Source organism: Streptosporangium sp. CA-115845 (genome assembly GCF_050943795.1).
Taxonomy (GTDB): domain Bacteria; phylum Actinomycetota; class Actinomycetes; order Streptosporangiales; family Streptosporangiaceae; genus Streptosporangium.
In genome coordinates this window covers 1,578,034-1,596,434 of sequence record NZ_CP191988.1, presented here as the reverse complement: position 1 = coordinate 1,596,434, position 18,401 = coordinate 1,578,034, and the positions used below count along the sequence as shown (strand labels likewise).

The window sequence follows — 18,401 nt, the reverse complement described above, 5'->3', positions numbered from 1 at the left end:
GAGGGGCCCTTGTCCGGCCCCTCGGATCACCTGTCGCCGTAGTTGTACAGAGGCCGGTTGGGCGGCTCCGGTGTGGGGGCGGCCACGTTCACCACTGCCACGGAGGCACCCACCGCCAGCACCGTGCCAACGGCCAAGGCTGCGATCACTCGTAACACTGAGCTCTCCCTCCAGAATTCGGACAGTGTGCCGAGAGTAGAACGTGATTCATCTCATAAGCCATAGCTTTGGGGAAAATGTGACAAATAAAGTTACCCTCGGGTAGCGCGGAGGTCCAGGGATACGCCCAGCTCAGGAAGGTGCGTCAAGACGCAGCAACCGGAGTTCGGACCCGTGGAAGACGGTCGCGGAACCACGGAACGGGTCGTCGCCCCCCGGGATTTGGAACGGGTTGTCGCCGCCATAAATAAGAACATAACGGACATTCAGCCCTGCTAGTGCCGTCATCCGCCCATCCGGCTCGACGCCCAGCGCCGCCTCCACCTCGGCGGAGGCCGGATCCTCCGCCGCGACCCGCAGTCTGCCTCCGCCGGGCAGCCCCACCAGCAGCGCGTCGTTCCAGAGCACCCGGCGCCGGAACATCTTGGTCGCGGGGTCGAGGATCACCCGGTCGCCGTTCCAGCCGAACGCCCGGTGCGCCCCCCACGGCAGCGAGAGCAACGCCCCCGGCGCGGGATCGGCGTTCACGATCGCCTGGACCTTTCGCCACTCGTCCGGGTAGTCCACCGCCGACAGCCTGCCGAACGCGCCGAGGGCGAAGGTGGGCAGGACCAGGACCGGGGTGGCCACCGCGACGGCCGCGACGGCACGCGAGTTCCAGCGCGCGACGACCGCGGCCAGGCCCACCGCCTGCAGCAGGACGAACGGGGCGAGGTACAGCTGCCCGTCACGGAGCGGCCCGAACCCGGGCCACCAGCCGATCAGGCCGCCCAGCACGCCGGGGGCGAAGGCCCCCACCAGCGCCACCGCCAGCCCGGCCACCGCCGCCACCGCCAGCCCCGCCCGGTACGGCTCCGCCGCCCCGGCACCGTGGCGCGCCGGCGAGCCCGGCAGGCGAGCGAACCCCCAGACGGCGACCGCGGCGACCAGCAGCCGTACGATCGCCGACCACCAGGTCTCCTGGCCGGGCAGGACGGCGTGGGCGTTCCAGATCCCGCCGAGCGAGAGCAGGCTGCCGACCGTACCCAGTGGGCCGTCGGCCCTGGCCGCGAACGCCCAGGCCCCGGCCGGATCGGTCACCGCCCGGCTGCTCAGGGCGGGCACCAGCCAGGGCAGGCTCAGCACCGCCATGACCAGCGTGACCTCCAGCACCCGCCGGACCCGCACCCTCCTGGCGAGCGTCGCGGACCTTCCATCGGCTGTCACCGGCCCTGTCGCCGGCCCTGTCACCGGCCCTGTCACCGGCGCTGTCACCGGCGCTGTCGCCGCCGTCGCGAGCAGGGCGGGCGCGGCGACCAGCATCGCCTGGAATCCGCCCACCGCCGCCGGGAGCAGCGCGGCGACCAGCCGCGACCGCCCGCCGAGCGCCACCGCGCGCACCGCCCAGGGCAGTCCCGCGACCCCCAGCAGCAGTGCCCACTGGCCAAGCAGGAGCCGCTGGGCGAGGTAGGCGTTCCAGCTGTAGAAGGCCGCCGCCGCCAGGCGGGGCCCCAGCTTCCGGGAGGGCGCCAGCGCGGCCGCGCCGGACGCGGCCAGCACGAAGACACCCAGCAGCACGACCTTCTGGACCACCTGTTCGGGGACGACCCAGGAGAGGAGCGCGACCACCAGGTCACTGGGCACCGCCCGGGGAAACCCCTCCCCGGGCAGCACCGGCGGCGGGTCGGGCACGAACACCATGTCGTACCTGAGCACGAATCCCGGTCCCAGCGCGGGCCCGAGCGCGAGCAGCCCGAACAGCAGGCCGAGCAGGGCAGGCGCGAACCGCTTCGCCGTCTCGCCCCACTCGCCGCCCATGCTGACCGACTTTATGCGCTTGCTCCGGATATACGTGCATATAGCCGGAGCTGTGGACTACTTACCCGGCTCGGGATCGCGGGGCAGGCCGAGCATGCGCTCGCCGATGATGTTGAGCTGCACCTCGGTGGTGCCGCCGTAGATCGTCATGGCACGGGTGGCGAGCACGGCGCGGTTCCAGTAACCGGCGTCGCCGAGCTTCATGTCGGCGGCGACGACGGCCGAGGAGCCGAGCAGCGAGACCGCGCACTCCGAGACGTGCTGGGCGTGCGAGGTGGACAGCAGCTTGCGGACCGAGGCGTCGGCACCGGGCTCGGCGCCGGTCAGCTGCTTCAGGGTCACCCGCAGGCCGAGGGCGGCGATCGAGTGCCCCTCGCAGACGACCCGCGCCACCTCCTGGCGCTCGGCGGCGGTCAGCTCCCGGCCGAGGCGCCCGGCCAGGCCGAGCAGGTCCGGAACGGACGCACCGGTACCGCCCGAGCCCCCCGAGAGCGAGACCCGCTCGTTGGACAGGGTGTTCCTGGCGACCTTCCAGCCCTGGCCCACCTCGCCGACGACCAGCTCGTCCGGGACGAACACGTCGTCGAGGAAGACCTCGTTGAACAGGTTCTCGCCGGTCATCTCGGTGAGCGGCCTGACGGTGACGCCGGCCCCCTTCATGTCGACGAGGAAGTAGGTGATGCCCTCGTGCTTGGAACCCGCCGAGGAGTTGCGGGCGATGCAGATGCCCCACTCGGCGAAGTGCGCCACGGAGGTCCAGATCTTCTGGCCGTTGAGCCGCCAGCCGCCCTCGACCTTCTCGGCCTTCATCTGCAGGGACGCGAGGTCGGAGCCGGCGCCGGGCTCGGAGAAGAGCTGGCACCAGATCATCTCGCCGCTCAGCGTGGGGGGCAGGAAGCGCTCCTGCTGCTCGGGGGTGCCGTACGCGGCGATCGACGGCACCACCCAGGCACCGATGATCATCTGGGGCAGCTTGACCCCGGCGGCCTTGAGCTCCTGGAAGATGAGAACCTGCTCCAGCGGCTTGGCGTCGCGACCCCATGGCCTGGCCAGGTGCGGCATGACGTAGCCGGCCTCGGCCAGCGCCCGCTTCTGCTCCTTGCCCTCCAGCGCGGCGAAGGCGGCGACCTCGGCCCGGATGCTCTCGCGCAGCTCGGCGGCCTCCTCGGGCAGCTCGATCTCCAGCTCCCTGCTCACCCCGTTCAGCGCCAGCTCGGCGACCGACTCCGCCCACTCGCCCGAGGGGCCGAGCAGGGCGCGCAGGGTCAGCGCGCGGCGGTAGTACAGGTGAACGTCGTGCTCGTAGGTGTAGCCGATGCCGCCGAAGATCTGCACGGCGTCCTTGGCGCAGAGCACCGCCGCGTCGGGGGCGACCAGGCCCGCGATCGCGGTGGCGTAGGCCAGCTCGTCCGCCGAGACGTCGCCGCCGTCCGCGGCGCGGGCGGCGTCCCATACCGTCGCACGGGCCTGCTCCAGGGCGACGAGCATCCGGGCGGCCTTGTGCTTGACCCCCTGGAACTGCCCGATCGGGCGGCCGAACTGCACGCGGACCTTGGCGTACTCCGCGGCGGCGGTCACGCACCACGACGCGACGCCCGCGGCCTCGGCCCCGAGCAGGATCGCGGCCAGGTTGAGCACCTCGGGACCCTGCAGCCCGTCGAGGACCCGCCCGGCCGGTACGGTGACCGCGTCCAGGCCGACCTTGGCCACGCCCCGGGTGATGTCGAGCGAGCCGACCGGCGTCACGGTCGCCGCGGAGGCGTCCACCGCCACCCACTCCTCGCCACGGTCCGTGCTCACCGGGAGCACCAGGATGTCGGCCAGTGCGCCGCCCAGCACCAGGTCGGCGGCACCGCCGATCGTCAGGGCGCCGTCCTCGCCACGGGTGCCGGTGATCGAGGCGGCCAGCGCGACCGCGCCGGTCAGCGTGCCGTCGGCGAGGCCCGGCAGAAGCTCGGCGTGCGCCTTGCCGTCGGAGGCGAGGACCACGGCGCTGGCGAGCACCGTGGGCACGTAGGGGCCGGGAGCGACGTGCTCGCCGAGGGCCTCGACGGCGACGGCGGTCTCCAGCAGGCCGTAGCCGCTGCCGCCGTGCTCCTCGGGGATGTGCAGGCCGAGCAGGCCCTGGTCGGCCAGTCCCGGCCAGAAGCCGGGGCGCTCCTCACCCTCGGCCGCGATGACGGCACGCACGACCTCGGACGGGATGTTGCGCTCCGCCCACCCGGTCACCGATTCCCGGAGCGCCTCGTGCTCCTCGCTCAATCCGATCGCCATGACAGCCTCCAGACGCGATTCAATGACAGAATCATATTCTAGAAGGTGCTTCCATCACAACGCGCGACCCCTCTTCCCCAGGTACGCCGCCCCCTTGCCGCCGCAGCCCACCGGTGACCGCGGAAGGGCCCGGCTCGCACCGAACGGGTATGGCCGCAGCAGTACGTCAGAGAGCGCGGACGCTCGCCATCACGGGGGCGATGTCGGCCCAGAGCCGCTTGCGCGTGTCGGGCACGGTCACGAAGAGCACCGAGGGCTTGCGGCGGCCGATGTCGATCACCGCGAGCGCCGCCCGGGAGGAACGCTCCTTGCCCTTGACCTCGTAGGTCACCCGGTAGGCGAGCACCCACCCCTTGCCGGTGGCCAGGCGCTGCGAGGCGGTCCAGGTGACCTTGCCTCCCTCGGGGTGGTGGTTGCGGATCGTCCACTTCACCGCGCTCAACGCCGCCCTGCGGTAGTCGGCGTCGCTCTTGAGCGGCTTGGCCGGGGTGGCACCGGGCAGGGGTCCCGAGGCGATGACCGTGCGCGGCAGCCCGGCCGAGCCGACCTGCTGGCCGGCGGAGAACGACGGCACGGCCTTGGCGGCCCACGGCTTGCCCAGACTGGCATAGGTCACCGCGGACCTGGCGTCGGTCACCGCGCCCAGCACCACGCTCGGCGTGCCCGGCAGCGCCTTCAGCGCCGTGACGTCCGGCAGGGCGGGCAGCGTGATCGGAGACACGGCCGGCGAGGGCTGCGCCGTGGGCGCCACACCCTGGCGGGCCCCCACCGGGTCCGAGGGCTCGTCGCCGGAGAAGAGTATGAAGATCAGAACCACGATGACGCCGGTGATGACGGCGGCACCCAGGCTGTAGGCGACCCGGATCGGGATGTCGCCGATCCGCATCAGCAGGCCACCGGACTTCCGTCCCGCTCCGCTCGGCACGCCGGGCCGGGGCCGCCCGGCCGGTTGACCCTGCGCACCCGGCTCGCCGAACACGCCGGGCCGCTGCGACGCGCCGGGCCACCCCGTCGCGACGCCGCCGTCCGCCCCGCCCCCCGTGCCCGCCCGACCGGATGCGCCCGCCCGACCGGAAGCACCCGTCTGACCGGAAGCACCGGCCCTGTCGGGACGCCAGGGGCCCGCGGAACCGCCTATCTGCCTGACCGGGATCGTCCCGAGCCCACCGGACTCGCGCATCCGGTCGGTCTCCGCCCCCGGATCGTCCGCCCCGTCACCGGAAGTCGCGTCGGAACGGCCGGAATCGGGCGGCGGCGAGTGGGGGAACGATCCAGGCGGCGTTGGTCTGGAGACCAACACGGTCTCCTCACCGTCTCCGATGGGAAATCTTCTGGGCACCCGGGGACTGATGACCGAACCGTCTTCAGCGGGAATGGCGGGAATGGGGGCCGTGGGCGCGTCATATGAGGGGATATATCTCTCGTTAGAGCGCCCGGAGGAGTTACCGCCGACGTCCGCCATACGCGTCAGGGTATGTCACCTGGGAAAGATTCGACGCATCGTCATTTATTACGCTTCGGTCACGGGATGTGCATCAGCCCAGGTAATCGCCTTTCCTCTTCCATGAACAGAATGTCGTTCTGTATGGTCACGCCCATGAAGGGCTTCTACGAGATCGCAACGGCCGATCCCGGACGCGTCGCCGTCGTCGCGGGCGACAGCGTGACCTACGGCGAGCTGCACGATCGGGTCAACCAGGTCTCGTACGGCCTTCTGGCGCGCGGTACCCGGCCCGGCGACGCGGTCGTGACGGTCCTGTCCAACGGGATCGACGCGATCACGATGATGCTCGCGACCTACCAGATCGGCGCCTACCACGTCCCGGTTAACTGGCACTACACCGCCGAGGAGATCGGCTACATCATCACCGACTGCGCCGCGCGGGTGGTGGTCGGCTCCGAGCGGTACGGGCACGCCGTGCCGGGCGGGTTCATGGAGACCGGTGCCCTCGCCGAGGGGCAGCCGGCCACCCCGCCCGAGGGGCGCAGGGCCGGGTCGATGATGCTCTACACCTCGGGCACCACCGGCAGGCCCAAGGGCGTACGGCGGCGGCTGATCGAGTTGACCCCGGAGGGCCTCCACCCGATCCTGATGCGCAAGAGCTGGCGGCACTTCGGGCTCGAATCCGGCGGGGTGCACCTCCTACTGTCGCAGCTCTACCACTCCGCGCCGTACGGGCAGACGATGATGGCCCTGCACTTCGGCCACACGGTGGTGATGACCGAGCGGTTCGACGCCGCGGAGACACTGGCGCTCATCGAGCGGCACCGGGTGACCAACGCCTTCATGGTGCCGACCATGTTCCACCGGCTGCTGGCCCTGCCCGCCTCCGTCAGAACAAAGCATGATTTATCGTCGTTAACACGTCTCTTTCACGGCGCTGCCCCCTGCCCGCCCGCCACCAAGCAGGCGATGATCGACTGGCTCGGCCCCGTGCTGTGGGAGTACTACGGCTCGACCGAGGCCGCCGTGGTCACCATGGTCTCCTCGGCGGAGTGGCTCCAGCGGCCCGGCACGGTCGGCCGGGCCATCGACGGCATGGAGTTCACCGTCGTCGGCGACGACGGCGACGAGCTCCCGCCCGGCGAGCCGGGCCTGGTCTACATCGGCGGCGTCAACCGCTTCGAGTACCACCAGGACCCGTCCAAGACCGCCTCGGCGATGCGTGGCCGCCTCTACACCCCCGGCGACATCGGCTATCTGGACACCGACGGCTACCTGTTCCTCTGCGACCGGCGCACCGACCTGATCATCTCCGGCGGGGTCAACATCTACCCCGCCGAGATCGAGGCGGTGCTCCAGGAACACCCCTCGGTGGCGGACGTCGCCGTGATCGGCGTACCCGACCCCGAATGGGGCCAGCGCGTCGTCGCGCTGGTCCAGCCCTCGGCGGACGCCGTGCCCGGCGCGGACCTCACCGGCGAGTTGCTGGCCCACTGCGTGGCCCGGCTGGCACGCCTCAAGCATCCCCGGGTGATCGAATATCGCGACCGGCTGCCGCGCACCCCCACGGGCAAGCTCAGCCGCAGTGGCCTTCGCGAGACGTATCTTCCTGCCTGAGCTGGGAAGATACCCATGCATGGGACGATCAAAGACAGGCGTCGCGTTGCTTGCGACCGCCGTCATGACGCTCGCGGGCTGCGGCCAGGGCATGAGTCTGCAACCCCCCGGGGCGGCCGGCTCACCCAGCGTCTCAGCGAGCATCTCCCCAGGCACCTCCGCGGGAGGCTCGCCCGGGGCCACACCGGCTCCCGGAAGCGGTCCCGGTTCCCTGGAGGCCGCCTACGAGCAGATCATCACCAAGGTGCTGCCGTCCATCGTGCAGATCACCACGAGGGAGAGCCTCGGCTCCGGGGTCGTGTACGACACCGCCGGGCACATCATCACCAACGCCCACGTGGTCGGGAGCAGCAAGCAATTCGAGGTCACGCTCGCCACCGGGGGCACCCCCCGGACGGCCAGGCTGATCAGCTCCTTCGAGCTGGGTGACCTGGCCGTGATCAAGGTGGACGACCCGACCGGGCTGAAGCCCGCCGTCTTCGGCGACTCCGCGGGGCTGCGGGTCGGCCAGATCGTGCTGGCCATGGGAAACCCGCTGGGCCTGTCCGGCAGTGTCACCAGCGGGATCATCTCGGCGCTTGACCGCACCGTCAACGAGCCCTCCAGCGACAACTCGCCAGGGGCGACGATCAGCGGGGCCATCCAGACCTCCGCGCCGATCAACCCGGGCAACAGCGGCGGCGCCCTGGTCAACCTCGCGGGCGAGGTCATCGGCGTGCCGACGCTGACCGCCGTCAACCCCGAACTCGGCAACGCCCAGGCCGCGGGCATCGGCTTCGCGATCCCCTCCAACACCGTCAAGGACATCGCCACGCAGATCATCAGGGACGGCAAGGTCACCAACACCCACCGGGCCGCGCTCGGCGTCGTGGTACGGACCGTGATCGACATGAGCGGGGAGCCCGCCGGCGTCAGCGTCGTACGGGTGCTGAAGAACAGCGGCGCGCAGCGGGCGGGGCTCAAGGCCGGAGACCTGATCGTCTCGATCGACGGCACGCCCACCCCGTCGACCCAGGACCTGTCGACGGTCCTGTCGTCCCTCAAGCCCGGCGAGGACGCGAAGGTCGAGATCCTGCGCCCCGACGGCTCAAGGACCACCCTCTCCGTTCCCCTTGAGGAGTTGCACGGGAGCTGAGCCGGGGCGGGACCAGGCTCAGTAGGGCAGCACGCGATCGCTGAAGGACTTGGCCACGAAGGGCGCCTTGAACTTGGGGAAGGCGACCGTCTTCGCGTCGCCGTCGGAGGTGTAACGCTCGTCTGGGTTCGCCTTCAGCCAGTCGAGCCAGGCCACGGAGCAGAACTTGGCGCAGTCGCCCGTCTTGTCCATCGACCGGATGCGCGGGATGCCGAGCGGGTCGAACTTCTTGTTGAACGGCGACAGCGCGGGGGTGTAGCCGGCGAGGAACACGCCGCCGTAGTTGTAGGAGACGTCACCCGAGGAGCCCTTGAGACCCCACTCCTTGGTGTCGGGCTGGTTGCCGTACGGCAGCGCCAGCGTGACCGGGGGCGTCTTGATCAGCCCGGTGATGAGCCGATGGCCCGCCGCCACCTCCGCGTTCACCGCCTTCTTCTCCTTGCCCCGCAGGTTGAGGTGGTCGCGGGTGTGGTTGCCGATGTCGAAGCCCTTGTCGGTGAGCCAGAGGAGCATCTGCGCCCCCTCCTCGGGCGTCTCCTTGCCGAACATGTCACGCGTGACGTAGAACGTACCGACCGGGCGGAAGCCGGGGTGGGCCTTGGCGACGCTCTGCAGAATCGCGACCGCGGTGTTCGGCCGGGGGACGCCCACCCCGTCCAGCTCGAACTGCGAGGGTGAGGAGTCGTCGAAGGTGAGGACGACGGGGTGCTTGCCGGCCGGGATGTCGATGCGCCCGGTGACGAACTCGGCCGCGGTGACGGGCACGTAGTCCTCCCTGGCCAGCCGCTCCAGCTCGGTGCGGAACTGTTTGGGAGTGCGGTCGTCCTGGGTCGCGGGCTTGTCGACCACCCGGTGGTACATGAGAACGGGGACCTGACCGAGCTCGTTGGCTCTGACCTTGGCGGCGGCCGCCGCCCTGGTCTTGAGGAGGTTGGCCTGCGAGGCCGCCGCGGCGGCCGACGCCTTGGCCGCGGCGGCCAGCTTCGCCTTCTGCTCGGCGGCCTCGTCCTGTCCCGATCCACATCCGGCCAGCACGACTCCTGCCGCGACGACCACCGCACCGGCCCTGCCTATTCTGAGACGGCCCATCGAATCCTCCAAGCGCGCTGACGATACGCTTCTCATCCCCCTCTGACCTGCGGGTTGACCTCCGCCGCTGGCAAAGGTTCGCGCCGGAGCCGCTTTCGGCGATATCGCGCGGGCCCTGCCCTTTCCGCGTCGTACCGGCCCCGCCCAGAAGGGGCGTCCGCCGCGGGAAATCGATCGGCAGCGGGATTTCCACCCGGTGTGGAAGCCGCGGGCGACAGGCGTCGCCCGGCATATCGACCCCGCCCGCGACTTCGGACCTCGGCTCGCCTCGTTCCTGACCGGGTACGAGACCGCCTGGCAGGACCAGTACGGGCAGCTCTACTTCTGGGTGCCGATCGTGGCGCCCCTCATCGGGGGGCTGATCGGGGCGTTCCTCTACGAGATCCTGGTGGCCGGATTCCTTCCTTCCGAGGAGACCGGCCCCGAGGTGGGGCGCGTAACGCCCGAAGACCCGCGCCACCCCTGAACGGGCACGCGGCGACCGCGGGTAGGAACAGCAGCAGATCCCCCGGAGAGTCTCACCAAGGAGGCACCACGCAATGCCTGACTTCGTCGGAGCGGTCGACCAGGGCACGACGAGCACCCGTTTCATGATCTTCGATCACGGCGGCAACGAGATAGCCCTGCACCAGCTCGAACACGAGCAGATCCTGCCGCGGGCGGGGTGGGTCGAGCACAACCCCACGGAGATCTGGGAGCGCACCAGGGCGGTGATCGAGACGACGCTGAACAGGGCGGGTCTGGTCGCCGCCGACCTCGCCGCGCTCGGCATCACCAACCAGCGCGAGACCACGGTGGTCTGGAACCGGACCACCGGACGCCCGTACCACAACGCGATCGTCTGGCAGGACACCCGCACCGACCGGATCGCCTCGGCCCTGGACCGCGACGGCAGGGGCGACGTCATCCGCCACCGGGCGGGCCTCCCCCCGGCGACGTACTTCTCCGGCGGCAAGATCCAGTGGATCCTGGAGAACGTGGACGGGGTACGCGAGGCGGCCGAGGCCGGAGAGGCGATCTTCGGCACCACCGACACCTGGCTGCTGTGGAATCTCACCGGCGGTACCGACGGCGGCGTGCACGTCACCGACCCCACCAACGCCAGCCGCACGATGCTGATGGACCTGGAGACCCTCGACTGGGACGACGAACTGCTGTCGTTCTTCGGCATCCCCCGCCGGATGCTGCCGGCCATCGCCCCCTCCTCCCACCCCGGTCTGTACGGCACCACCAGGAGGGGCGGCCCGCTGCGTGGCGAGGTCCCGCTCTCCGGTGACCTGGGCGACCAGCAGGCCGCCACCGTCGGACAGGTCTGCTTCGAGGTGGGCGAGGCCAAGAACACCTACGGCACCGGCAACTTCCTGCTGCTCAACACCGGCACCGATCTGGTCCGCTCGAAACACGGCCTGCTCACCACCGTCTGCTACCGCTTCGGGGAGGAGCCGCCGGTGTACGCGCTGGAGGGTTCCATAGCCGTGACCGGCTCCGCCGTGCAGTGGCTCCGCGACCAGCTCGGCATCATCTCGGGGGCGGCGCAGAGCGAGTCGCTCGCCCGGCAGGTCGAGGACAACGGCGGCGTCTACTTCGTGCCCGCCTTCTCCGGCCTCTTCGCGCCGTACTGGCGGTCGGACGCCCGGGGCGCGATCGTCGGCCTGTCGCGCTTCAACAACAACGCCCACCTCGCGCGGGCCACCCTGGAGGCGATCTGCTACCAGAGCCGCGACGTGGTCGAGGCGATGCGGCAGGACTCCGGCGTCACCCTCGACGTCCTGCGGGTCGACGGCGGCGTCACCGCCAACAACCTGTGCATGCAGATCCAGGCCGACCTGCTCGGCGTACCCGTCTCCAGGCCCGTGGTGGCCGAGACGACCGCGCTGGGGGCCGCCTACGCCGCGGGGCTGGCCGTCGGCTTCTGGACGTCGAAGGACGAGCTCAGACAGAACTGGCAGGAGGGCCGCCGCTGGGAGCCGCAGTGGTCCGAGGAGCAGCGGGCCGTCGGCTACGCCGGCTGGAAGAAGGCGGTCGAACGCACCCTCAACTGGGTCGACGTGTCCTGAACGCCCCGCTCCGCGCGCTCCGACGGCCGGGAACGTCTCCCGTCCCTCCCGCCGCCCCTGACCGGTGAACCCCGTCGGGCATCGGGCACACCGGTCACCGCCTGCGTCCCGTCAGAGTCCCGGTCAGGCTCCGGTGAGCACCTTGGCCAGCCGCTCCACCGTGGGCCGGGACTCCACGTGGAGCCGGGAGACGTCCAGCCCCTCGTCGGCGAGCACGACCAGCAGCGCCTCCTGGCGGACGGCGTAGACGACGATGTATCCGCCGCGGCAACGGATCACCACCTCACGAAGCTCCCCCATGCACGGCGAGGAGTTGCAGGCTCGGCCCCTGAGGGCCGAGAAGCTGACTAACAGTAGTAGGTGAGTGTACTTTACGTATCTACCGCCACAGATGACCTCGTCCACACGTCCGACAACTCCGTCCGGCGAGGCGGCGCCCGTACCGGCCCCCTGGGAAAGAAGCTCGTCAACGACCCCTCCTGGAGGAGGGGGTTTGAGGTGCAGCGATGCGCTTCGAAGCCCCGCGTTGACCAGCCCTGGCCATCATGAACTGGAGGTGTGACCCAGATGGCTACGTTTCATGTAAGTGAGCAGACCCACCGGCAGGTGCTTCCTCAGCCTGCCGCTCTGGAATCCGTGGGAGCAGACACGCCCGAGGGTGGGCACGAAACGGCTCACGGACTCCCGGCGACGCCGGGCACTGGCATGGAACCTGGGCGAGGGGAGATCGGTTCGGCCGCACCGCCGGACCGGCGTCACCCCGAGGGCGCTTCGGTGTCTGAGGGAGCGAACCGTGAGGTTCACCCGGCCGTGTTCGTCCTCGACAAGCGCGGCCACCCGCTCGACCTCTGCCATCCCGCCCGTGCCCGTCGTCTGCTGGCGGCCGGGCGGGCGGTGGTTCACCGCCACACCCCGTTCGTCATCCGTCTCAAGGACCGGTCAGCGGCCGATTGTGTTGTGAACGGCGTCGTGATCGGTATCGATCCCGGTTCCAAGCACACCGGCTTGGCCGTGTTCACCGACCACGATGGGAGCCGGGCCGGGCGGTATGCGATCCAGCTTGATCACCGGGGCGCGCTGATCCGCGACAGGCTCGCCTCGCGGGCCGCACTGCGCCGGGGCCGCCGTTCCCGGAACCTGCGCTACCGCACCCCCCGGTTCCTCAACCGCACCAAGCCGAAAGGGTGGCTGGCGCCGTCGCTGCGCCACCGCGTCGACACCACCATGTCGCAGGTGGTGCGGCTCACCCGATGGGCACCGGTGCGAGCCGTGCAGGTGGAACGGGTCTCCTTCGACACCTGCGCCCTATCGGCGGGCAAATCGCTCGAAGGAGCGGAGTATCAGCAGGGCACCCTCGCCGGGTACGAGGTGCGCGAATACCTGCTGGCCACATGGGGGCGCACCTGCGCCTACTGCGGCGCGAGCGGCGTGCCGCTCAACCTCGACCACCTCCACCCTCGCAGCCGGGGCGGCTCCGACCGGATCAGCAACCTGACCCTGGCCTGTATCCGGTGCAACCAGGCCAAGAACGCGACACCGGTAGAGGTGTTCCTCAAGGACAGGCCCGCCCTGCTGGCGAAGATCCTCAAGCAGGCGAAGGCGCCGCTGCGCGACGCGGCGGCGGTCAACGCCACCCGGTGGGCACTGTGGCGGGCCCTGGAGGCGACAGGTCTGTCCGTTCACACCGCCTCCGGTGGCCGCACGAAGTGGAACCGCTCTCGCACCGGTGCCGCCAAGTCGCACACGTTGGACGCGCTGCACGTCGGCCACCTGGAGAACGTCACCGCCTGGCCTTCCAAGGTCCTGGTGGTCAAGGCGACCGGGCGCGGCACCTACGCCCGCACCCGCCCCGACCGCTACGGCTTCCCCCGTCTGCGGCTACCCCGGACCAAGCAGGTCAAGGGGTTCACCACCGGCGACCTGGTCCGCGCGACCGTCCCGACCGGCAAAAAGGCCGGAGTTCACACCGGGCGGGTCGCGGTCCGCTCCACCGGCAGCTTCAACATCACCACCCGGCACGGCACCGTGCAGGGCATCAGCCACCGCCACGTCCACCTACTCCAGCGAGCCGACGGCTACGGCTACACCACCCACCCGGAAACGCGGCACCATGCCACGTTTCCTCCCCCGCCTGAAGGCGGGGGTCTCCACGCTGGAGGTATCCGATGACGATCGACGGCTCGGTCGGTGCGGCACTGGTCGACTACGAAAGCGGCATGTGCCTCGGCACGATCGGAGGAAGCCGCGATCTGGATCTGGAGGTGGCGGCGGCGGGCAACACCGAGGTCGTCCGCGCCAAGGTCCGGACCCTGGCGGCACTGAACATCAACGACTCCGTGGAGGACATCCTCATCACGCTGGCCAGGCAGTATCACATCATCAGGCTGCTGGCCGACAGCGGCGGCCACACCTTCCTCTACCTGGTGCTCGACCGGGACCGTGCCAACCTCGCCCTGGCCAGGCACCACCTCCGGCGCATCGAGAGCTCGCTCACCATCTAGGCCCGGGAGAACCACCGCCGAGTGCGAAGGGAATCCCGGCGGGCGAGTCCGCCACATCCCGCGGCCGTGCCTCCGACAAGGACGAGATCACCGTGCTGACAGCGGACGCCCCGCATGAACGAAGGCCCGCATGAACGAAGGGCGGTCGGGGCGGCGAGGTCGCCGCCCCGACCGCCCTTCGGCGATCTGTTCCGCACGGTTCGAGCGCGGAACGGGGGTGGAGGTGGCGGGAATCGAACCCGCGTCCTTCAACTCCAAGACAGGGCTTCTCCGGGTGCAGCCCGCTGTGCTTTTCTCAGCCCCGGCAATCACGCAGGCAAGTTGCCGACGGGCTCAGCCACTGTAAGATTTCCCGATCTTCCCCGTGGCCGGGTCGATCGGTTGAGCCTCCTAGCGATGCCGGATCCGGGCCGGAGGCGCTCCCGGGCCGGCAGAAGTCACTCGCTGCTTAGGCGGCGAGTGCCAGGTTGCCCTGGCTGACTTCGGAGTGCGTCTTATTGGCACTTGTTGGTCGCGGTCACAGTGTTAACGAGGTTATGTCCGCAGTCCTCGACCCGCTTCACCTGGCTTGCAAAGCCAAAGTCGAAACCAGTCACCCCCTGTTGAATTTTCAACCCGCCCCCGAAGGGGCGAGCTATCCGAAGATACCTGTTACAACAGAGGTAACGCCAATCGAATTCCCGCCCGGTGCGCCGGGCGAGGCGGTGGGGGCTCGGCGCAGTGCGGGCACGGGCCGGGAGCACCGAAACCCCGGGGATGCCCGCGAATCGCGAGCGTCCCCGGGGTCGACCGGCAGGGTCGAGCCGGTTCTGACGGGCAGGGCCTCCCCCGAGATGAGGCCCTGATCTCATCACAGCGACCGAGTCCGCAACCCCCCAAGCGGTGCCCGGTCACTTAGAAGGACGCAAACGAGGCACCCTGCGGTTGCTCAGGGTGAAAAGAATATTCCGGGAGGTCACAGCCCAGCGTGGAGCCCCCGGAAGAACCGTCCCGCGGCGGCCGCACCTGCCGCGGGGTCGGGGCTCTGCATCAGCACGGCGACGGCCACGTCTCCCTGCCATCCCACGAACCAGGCGAACGGCTTGCGGTTCTGCGAGGTGACGGCCGTGATGCCGTGGACGGGGTCGCCGGGAGCCGCGGCGGCACGTGCCGAGCCCGCGGTCACGCCACTGCGCATGAAGGTGCGGAGGGTGTCGACGGTCTTTTCGTCCAGTTTTATCGGATCGGGCGCCTGGTAGGGCTCGGTCTCCGTCGTGGGATCGGTGGTCCGCGGGTCGGTGACCAGAACCGGCGGACGCCAGGTGCCCGAGGCGACCGCCCCGGCGACCAGCGCGATGGAGAGCGGGCTGACCAGCACGTTCTGCCCGGCGAGTGCCTTCGCCGTGGCGGCGTCGTTCTTGAGCGGCCTCATGGAACCGCTGAACCCCTTCAGCGGCAGGGCCCAGGGCGCCCCGATGCCGAACTTCGCGGCGGCGGACGTCAACTCGGAGCCGTCGATCCTGCGGGCCAGCGAGGCGAGCGCGGTCACGCAACCGGTGGCGAAGTTGGCCTGAAGGGTCGGCGTCACCCCGATGGGCGCGCCCTCCTGATGGAACGCGACACCACCGACGGTCCTGTCCGCGGGGCAGGCCAGCCTCTGTTTGGGGCTGATCCGCGCCTTGAGTATGCCCTCGACGGACATGATGGAGAACGCGGTCCCCGCGGGGAACCTCCCGGCGAAGGCGAGGACGTGCTTCTCCTGGTTGTACTCGTTGGTGCTGGACACCGCCAGGATGTCGCCGGTCGAGGCCTGAACCGCGACCATCATGCCGGACCCGCCCAGCAGCGCGCTGTCGGCCGCCTTCTGGTGGGCGCGGTCGAGCGTGGTCTGCACCGGCGAGGTGGACCGGTCGGGCCGCCACTTCTTGAGCTCGGTCACCTTGAGCGTCTTGAGATCGACAGTGATCACACGGGTGTCGGTCGAGCCGGTCAGGTGCTCCTGGTACGCCTTCTGCAGACCGGCCCTGCCGACCGTGTCCCCGGCCCGCTGCGGACCACCGAGCTGCTGCTCGATCTCGGGGGTGACGGCGGTGACGGTGCCGACGACCTGGGTGGGCGAGGCGGGGGCGACCGACTGCTCCTGCTCGGAGAGGATGATGCCGGGGATCGCCTCAAGCTGGGCGCGGAGCTGCCCGAACTTCGTACGGCCGAAGGTGACCAGCGGGACCTGGAGGTTGGGCTGGGCGGAACGGATCCGGCTCAGCAGGCGGTCATGCGGAAAGCCGGTGATCTTGGAGAGCCGCTGGCAGAGCTTGTCCGCCTCGTCGTTCTTCAGATTGGCCGGAATCACGCTCGCCACGTGCAGGACGGCCTTCTCCTGCAGCGGGTCGCGGTTGCGGTCGAGGATCGGCTGGCGCCCCTCGGGGGTGACCTTCACCGCGAACCGCTGCCCCTCGCGCAGCTGGGGGTGGAGAACGCTGGGCGACCAGCGTACCTTCCAGTGGCCGTCGACCAGGTGGAGCGGGAGCTTGCCCTCGTACTCCCACAGGGGGTTGTTCTCCCCCAGGTCGACCTCGGCGTCGAAGTCGGCCTCGACCTCGTCCGCGGCGCGCCGCATGCTCTTGACGTTGAAGCGGAACGAGGCCGCGTCCAGTTGGAGTTTGGCGTCTTCGAGCGCCTTGCTGACAACCTTCTCATCGCCGTCGGTGCGCTTGGCCGCCGCGGCGTAGTCGCCCGTCTGCCAGCCGATCAGGAAGTCGCGCACCGCCTCGTGGGCCGAGGGCTCCTCGAAGCAGGCGGACAGCATGGGAGCCGTCACCGCCAGCGCGAGCGCCGCGGAGGCGGCACGCCTGGCCCTTCCTCGCACCGTCATCTGTTCCTGTGCCTGAGCGCGCGTGCCATCTCCCGCTTGGCCTGGTTCTCGGCCAGCGTCTGCCGCTTGTCCCAGTCCTTCTTTCCCTTGGCGAGGCCGATCTCGATCTTGGCCCTGCCGTCCTTGAAGTAGATGGCGAGCGGCACCAGGGTCAGGCCGCCCTCCTTGGTCTTGGCGACCAGCTTGTCGATCTCCTTGCGGTGCAGCAGGAGCTTGCGAGATCGGCGCGCGGCGTGGTTGGTCCAGGTACCCATGGTGTATTCGGGGATGTGGACGTTGATCAACCATGCCTCGCCGTCCTTGATGACGGCGTACCCGTCGAGGAGCGAGGCACGGCCGAGCCGCAGCGACTTGACCTCCGTGCCCTGGAGCACAAGACCAGCCTCGTAGGTGTCCTCGATGTGGTAGTCGTGCCAGGCACGCTTGTTCTGGGCGATTACCTTCCGCCCGGTCTCACGTGGCATGTGTTGAGCCTACCGGTCAGCGGAGCCGCGAACCGCGCCCGAGAGCGGCGCGCGGGCGCCGGGCGCCCGCGCGACGGTCCTGGAGGGGCACGGGGGCGTCACACCCGCAGGTAGCGGCGGAGCGTGACGAAGGAGGCCAGCACACAGATGAACACACCGATGACCATGGTGAGGCTGATCACCGAGGCGACCGTCTCCCAGGAGAGCTGGCTGTTGGGGGAGAGGTAGAGCTGCACCCCGTCGAAGAGGAAGACCTTACTGACGATCAGCATCACCGCGGACACCACACCGCCGATCAGGCCGGCGATGACGCCCTCCATCACGAACGGGAGCTGGATGTAGAGGTTGGAGGCGCCCACCAGGCGCATGATGCCGGTCTCACGCCTTCGGTTGTACGCCGAGAGCCTGACGGTGTTGCCGATCAGCAGGGTGGCCGCGAAGACCAGGATGATCGCCACGATGAGGGCGGCCCAGCGGAGCTTCTCCAGCAGCCCGAAGAACTTCTCCAGGAGCTCCTTCTGGTTGACCACGTTGGAGACTCCCGGAGCGCCCTTGACCGCCTCGATCACCGGCCCGTAGGCCTCAGGGTCCTTGAGCTTGACCCGCAGCGACTCGGGCATGTCCTCGACCTGGATGGCGGAGAGCAGCACCGTGTTGTTGGCGTTCTGGTCCCGGAAGTTCTTGTAGGCCTCGGCCGCGTTCTCCACGGTGACCTGCTCGACCTGCGGCATGGCCTCGATGGTCGCCTTCAGCTCGGCCTGCTCCTGGGCGTTGACGCCGCCACTGCCCTTGCACTGCGGGAAGGGGTCGTTCTTCTTGCACAGGAAGACCGAGACCTCGACCTTGTCCGCCCAGAAGTCCTTCATGCTGGAGATCTGGGAGTTGATCATCAGACCGACGCCCAGCAACGCCATGCCGATCGCCACGGTCACGATGACCGCGATGGTCATCGTGAGGTTGCGGCGGAGGCCGATCCAGACCTCGGAGAAGATGAAGTTTGCCCGCATGCTCTT

15 protein-coding genes and 1 other RNA gene are annotated in these 18,401 nt (G+C 69.7%); 6 read left to right on the top strand and 10 right to left on the bottom strand.

Features of this window, described 5'->3' with window-relative positions; translation table 11 throughout:
- Window positions 1-26 precede the first annotated feature (26 nt).
- The 4 genes from ACQP0P_RS09615 to ACQP0P_RS09600 all read right to left on the bottom strand — a co-directional run bounded on the left by ACQP0P_RS09615 (window position 27) and on the right by ACQP0P_RS09600 (window position 5,527).
- The gene (locus ACQP0P_RS09615; RefSeq protein ID WP_350920967.1) at window positions 27-149 is read right to left on the bottom strand and encodes a hypothetical protein; all 123 of its coding nucleotides are present in this window, start codon (window positions 147-149) and stop codon (window positions 27-29) included.
- 142 nt (window positions 150-291) lie between these two features.
- A complete protein-coding gene (locus tag ACQP0P_RS09610) occupies window positions 292-1,956 on the bottom strand; it encodes a hypothetical protein (protein ID WP_433373714.1) in 1,665 nt (554 codons plus the stop codon).
- A 57-nt stretch (window positions 1,957-2,013) separates the two neighbouring features.
- Window positions 2,014-4,230, bottom strand: coding sequence for an acyl-CoA dehydrogenase (locus tag ACQP0P_RS09605; protein ID WP_433373712.1), 2,217 nt, complete (start codon window positions 4,228-4,230; stop codon window positions 2,014-2,016).
- Window positions 4,231-4,396: 166 nt separating this feature from the next.
- On the bottom strand, window positions 4,397-5,527 hold the full coding sequence (locus ACQP0P_RS09600) for a hypothetical protein (RefSeq protein WP_433373709.1): 1,131 nt from the start codon (window positions 5,525-5,527) through the stop codon (window positions 4,397-4,399).
- Between the two features lie 300 nt (window positions 5,528-5,827).
- Here ACQP0P_RS09600 and ACQP0P_RS09595 point away from each other — a divergent pair, with 300 nt between their 5' ends.
- Both ACQP0P_RS09595 and ACQP0P_RS09590 read left to right on the top strand, forming a co-directional pair.
- Window positions 5,828-7,291, top strand: a complete 1,464-nt coding sequence (locus ACQP0P_RS09595) for an AMP-binding protein (RefSeq protein ID WP_433373707.1) — start codon at window positions 5,828-5,830, stop codon at window positions 7,289-7,291.
- A 19-nt stretch (window positions 7,292-7,310) separates the two neighbouring features.
- Window positions 7,311-8,426: a S1C family serine protease gene (locus tag ACQP0P_RS09590; protein ID WP_433373704.1), complete on the top strand. Its 1,116-nt coding sequence runs from the start codon at window positions 7,311-7,313 to the stop codon at window positions 8,424-8,426.
- 18 nt (window positions 8,427-8,444) lie between these two features.
- On the opposite strand, the gene ACQP0P_RS09585 is transcribed toward ACQP0P_RS09590, so the two are convergent.
- Window positions 8,445-9,515, bottom strand: coding sequence for a polysaccharide deacetylase family protein (locus ACQP0P_RS09585; protein WP_433373701.1), 1,071 nt, complete (start codon window positions 9,513-9,515; stop codon window positions 8,445-8,447).
- Between the two features lie 196 nt (window positions 9,516-9,711).
- Here ACQP0P_RS09585 and ACQP0P_RS09580 point away from each other — a divergent pair, with 196 nt between their 5' ends.
- Together ACQP0P_RS09580 and glpK are read left to right on the top strand one after the other, a co-directional pair.
- Window positions 9,712-9,981 carry an aquaporin gene (locus tag ACQP0P_RS09580; RefSeq protein WP_433373698.1) on the top strand — a complete coding sequence of 90 codons (270 nt, stop codon included), beginning with the start codon at window positions 9,712-9,714 and terminating at the stop codon, window positions 9,979-9,981.
- Between the two features lie 73 nt (window positions 9,982-10,054).
- The gene (gene glpK, locus ACQP0P_RS09575) at window positions 10,055-11,572 is read left to right on the top strand and encodes a glycerol kinase GlpK (RefSeq protein ID WP_433373696.1); all 1,518 of its coding nucleotides are present in this window, start codon (window positions 10,055-10,057) and stop codon (window positions 11,570-11,572) included.
- Window positions 11,573-11,695: 123 nt separating this feature from the next.
- Here glpK and ACQP0P_RS09570 read toward each other — a convergent pair whose 3' ends face one another.
- The gene (locus ACQP0P_RS09570; protein ID WP_433373693.1) at window positions 11,696-11,872 is read right to left on the bottom strand and encodes a roadblock/LC7 domain-containing protein; all 177 of its coding nucleotides are present in this window, start codon (window positions 11,870-11,872) and stop codon (window positions 11,696-11,698) included.
- 474 nt (window positions 11,873-12,346) lie between these two features.
- On the opposite strand from ACQP0P_RS09570, the gene iscB reads away from it, so the two are divergent.
- Window positions 12,347-13,741 carry an RNA-guided endonuclease IscB gene (iscB, locus tag ACQP0P_RS09565; RefSeq protein WP_433373691.1) on the top strand — a complete coding sequence of 465 codons (1,395 nt, stop codon included), beginning with the start codon at window positions 12,347-12,349 and terminating at the stop codon, window positions 13,739-13,741.
- A complete protein-coding gene (locus ACQP0P_RS09560) occupies window positions 13,738-14,073 on the top strand; it encodes a hypothetical protein (protein ID WP_433373688.1) in 336 nt (111 codons plus the stop codon). Before iscB ends, ACQP0P_RS09560 begins: the two co-directional genes overlap by 4 nt.
- 215 nt (window positions 14,074-14,288) lie before the next feature.
- Here the strand turns inward: ACQP0P_RS09560 and ssrA are convergent.
- The 4 genes from ssrA to ftsX form a co-directional block, all read right to left on the bottom strand.
- Window positions 14,289-14,673: a transfer-messenger RNA gene (gene ssrA / locus ACQP0P_RS09555) on the bottom strand.
- A 355-nt stretch (window positions 14,674-15,028) separates the two neighbouring features.
- A complete protein-coding gene (locus ACQP0P_RS09550; protein ID WP_433373685.1) occupies window positions 15,029-16,924 on the bottom strand; it encodes a penicillin-binding transpeptidase domain-containing protein in 1,896 nt (631 codons plus the stop codon).
- The gene (gene smpB / locus ACQP0P_RS09545) at window positions 16,921-17,388 is read right to left on the bottom strand and encodes an SsrA-binding protein SmpB (protein ID WP_350920945.1); all 468 of its coding nucleotides are present in this window, start codon (window positions 17,386-17,388) and stop codon (window positions 16,921-16,923) included. Before smpB ends, ACQP0P_RS09550 begins: the two co-directional genes overlap by 4 nt.
- A gap of 98 nt (window positions 17,389-17,486) precedes the next feature.
- Window positions 17,487-18,395 carry a permease-like cell division protein FtsX gene (gene ftsX / locus ACQP0P_RS09540; RefSeq protein WP_350920942.1) on the bottom strand — a complete coding sequence of 303 codons (909 nt, stop codon included), beginning with the start codon at window positions 18,393-18,395 and terminating at the stop codon, window positions 17,487-17,489.
- Between the last annotated feature and the right edge of the window lie 6 nt (window positions 18,396-18,401).

Excerpts from the sequence above, each read along its gene's own strand:
- ACQP0P_RS09570 (WP_433373693.1), bottom strand. The coding sequence starts at position 11,872 with ATGGGGGAGCTTCGTGAGGTGGTGATCCGTTGCCGCGGCGGATACATC.
- ACQP0P_RS09595 (WP_433373707.1), top strand. The coding sequence starts at position 5,828 with ATGAAGGGCTTCTACGAGATCGCAACGGCCGATCCCGGACGCGTCGCC.
- glpK (WP_433373696.1), top strand. The coding sequence starts at position 10,055 with ATGCCTGACTTCGTCGGAGCGGTCGACCAGGGCACGACGAGCACCCGT.
- ACQP0P_RS09560 (WP_433373688.1), top strand. The coding sequence starts at position 13,738 with ATGACGATCGACGGCTCGGTCGGTGCGGCACTGGTCGACTACGAAAGC.
- ACQP0P_RS09610 (WP_433373714.1), bottom strand. The coding sequence starts at position 1,956 with ATGGGCGGCGAGTGGGGCGAGACGGCGAAGCGGTTCGCGCCTGCCCTG.
- ACQP0P_RS09585 (WP_433373701.1), bottom strand. The coding sequence starts at position 9,515 with ATGGGCCGTCTCAGAATAGGCAGGGCCGGTGCGGTGGTCGTCGCGGCA.
- ACQP0P_RS09550 (WP_433373685.1), bottom strand. The coding sequence starts at position 16,924 with ATGACGGTGCGAGGAAGGGCCAGGCGTGCCGCCTCCGCGGCGCTCGCG.
- ACQP0P_RS09590 (WP_433373704.1), top strand. The coding sequence starts at position 7,311 with ATGGGACGATCAAAGACAGGCGTCGCGTTGCTTGCGACCGCCGTCATG.
- ACQP0P_RS09605 (WP_433373712.1), bottom strand. The coding sequence starts at position 4,230 with ATGGCGATCGGATTGAGCGAGGAGCACGAGGCGCTCCGGGAATCGGTG.
- ftsX (WP_350920942.1), bottom strand. The coding sequence starts at position 18,395 with ATGCGGGCAAACTTCATCTTCTCCGAGGTCTGGATCGGCCTCCGCCGC.
- smpB (WP_350920945.1), bottom strand. The coding sequence starts at position 17,388 with ATGCCACGTGAGACCGGGCGGAAGGTAATCGCCCAGAACAAGCGTGCC.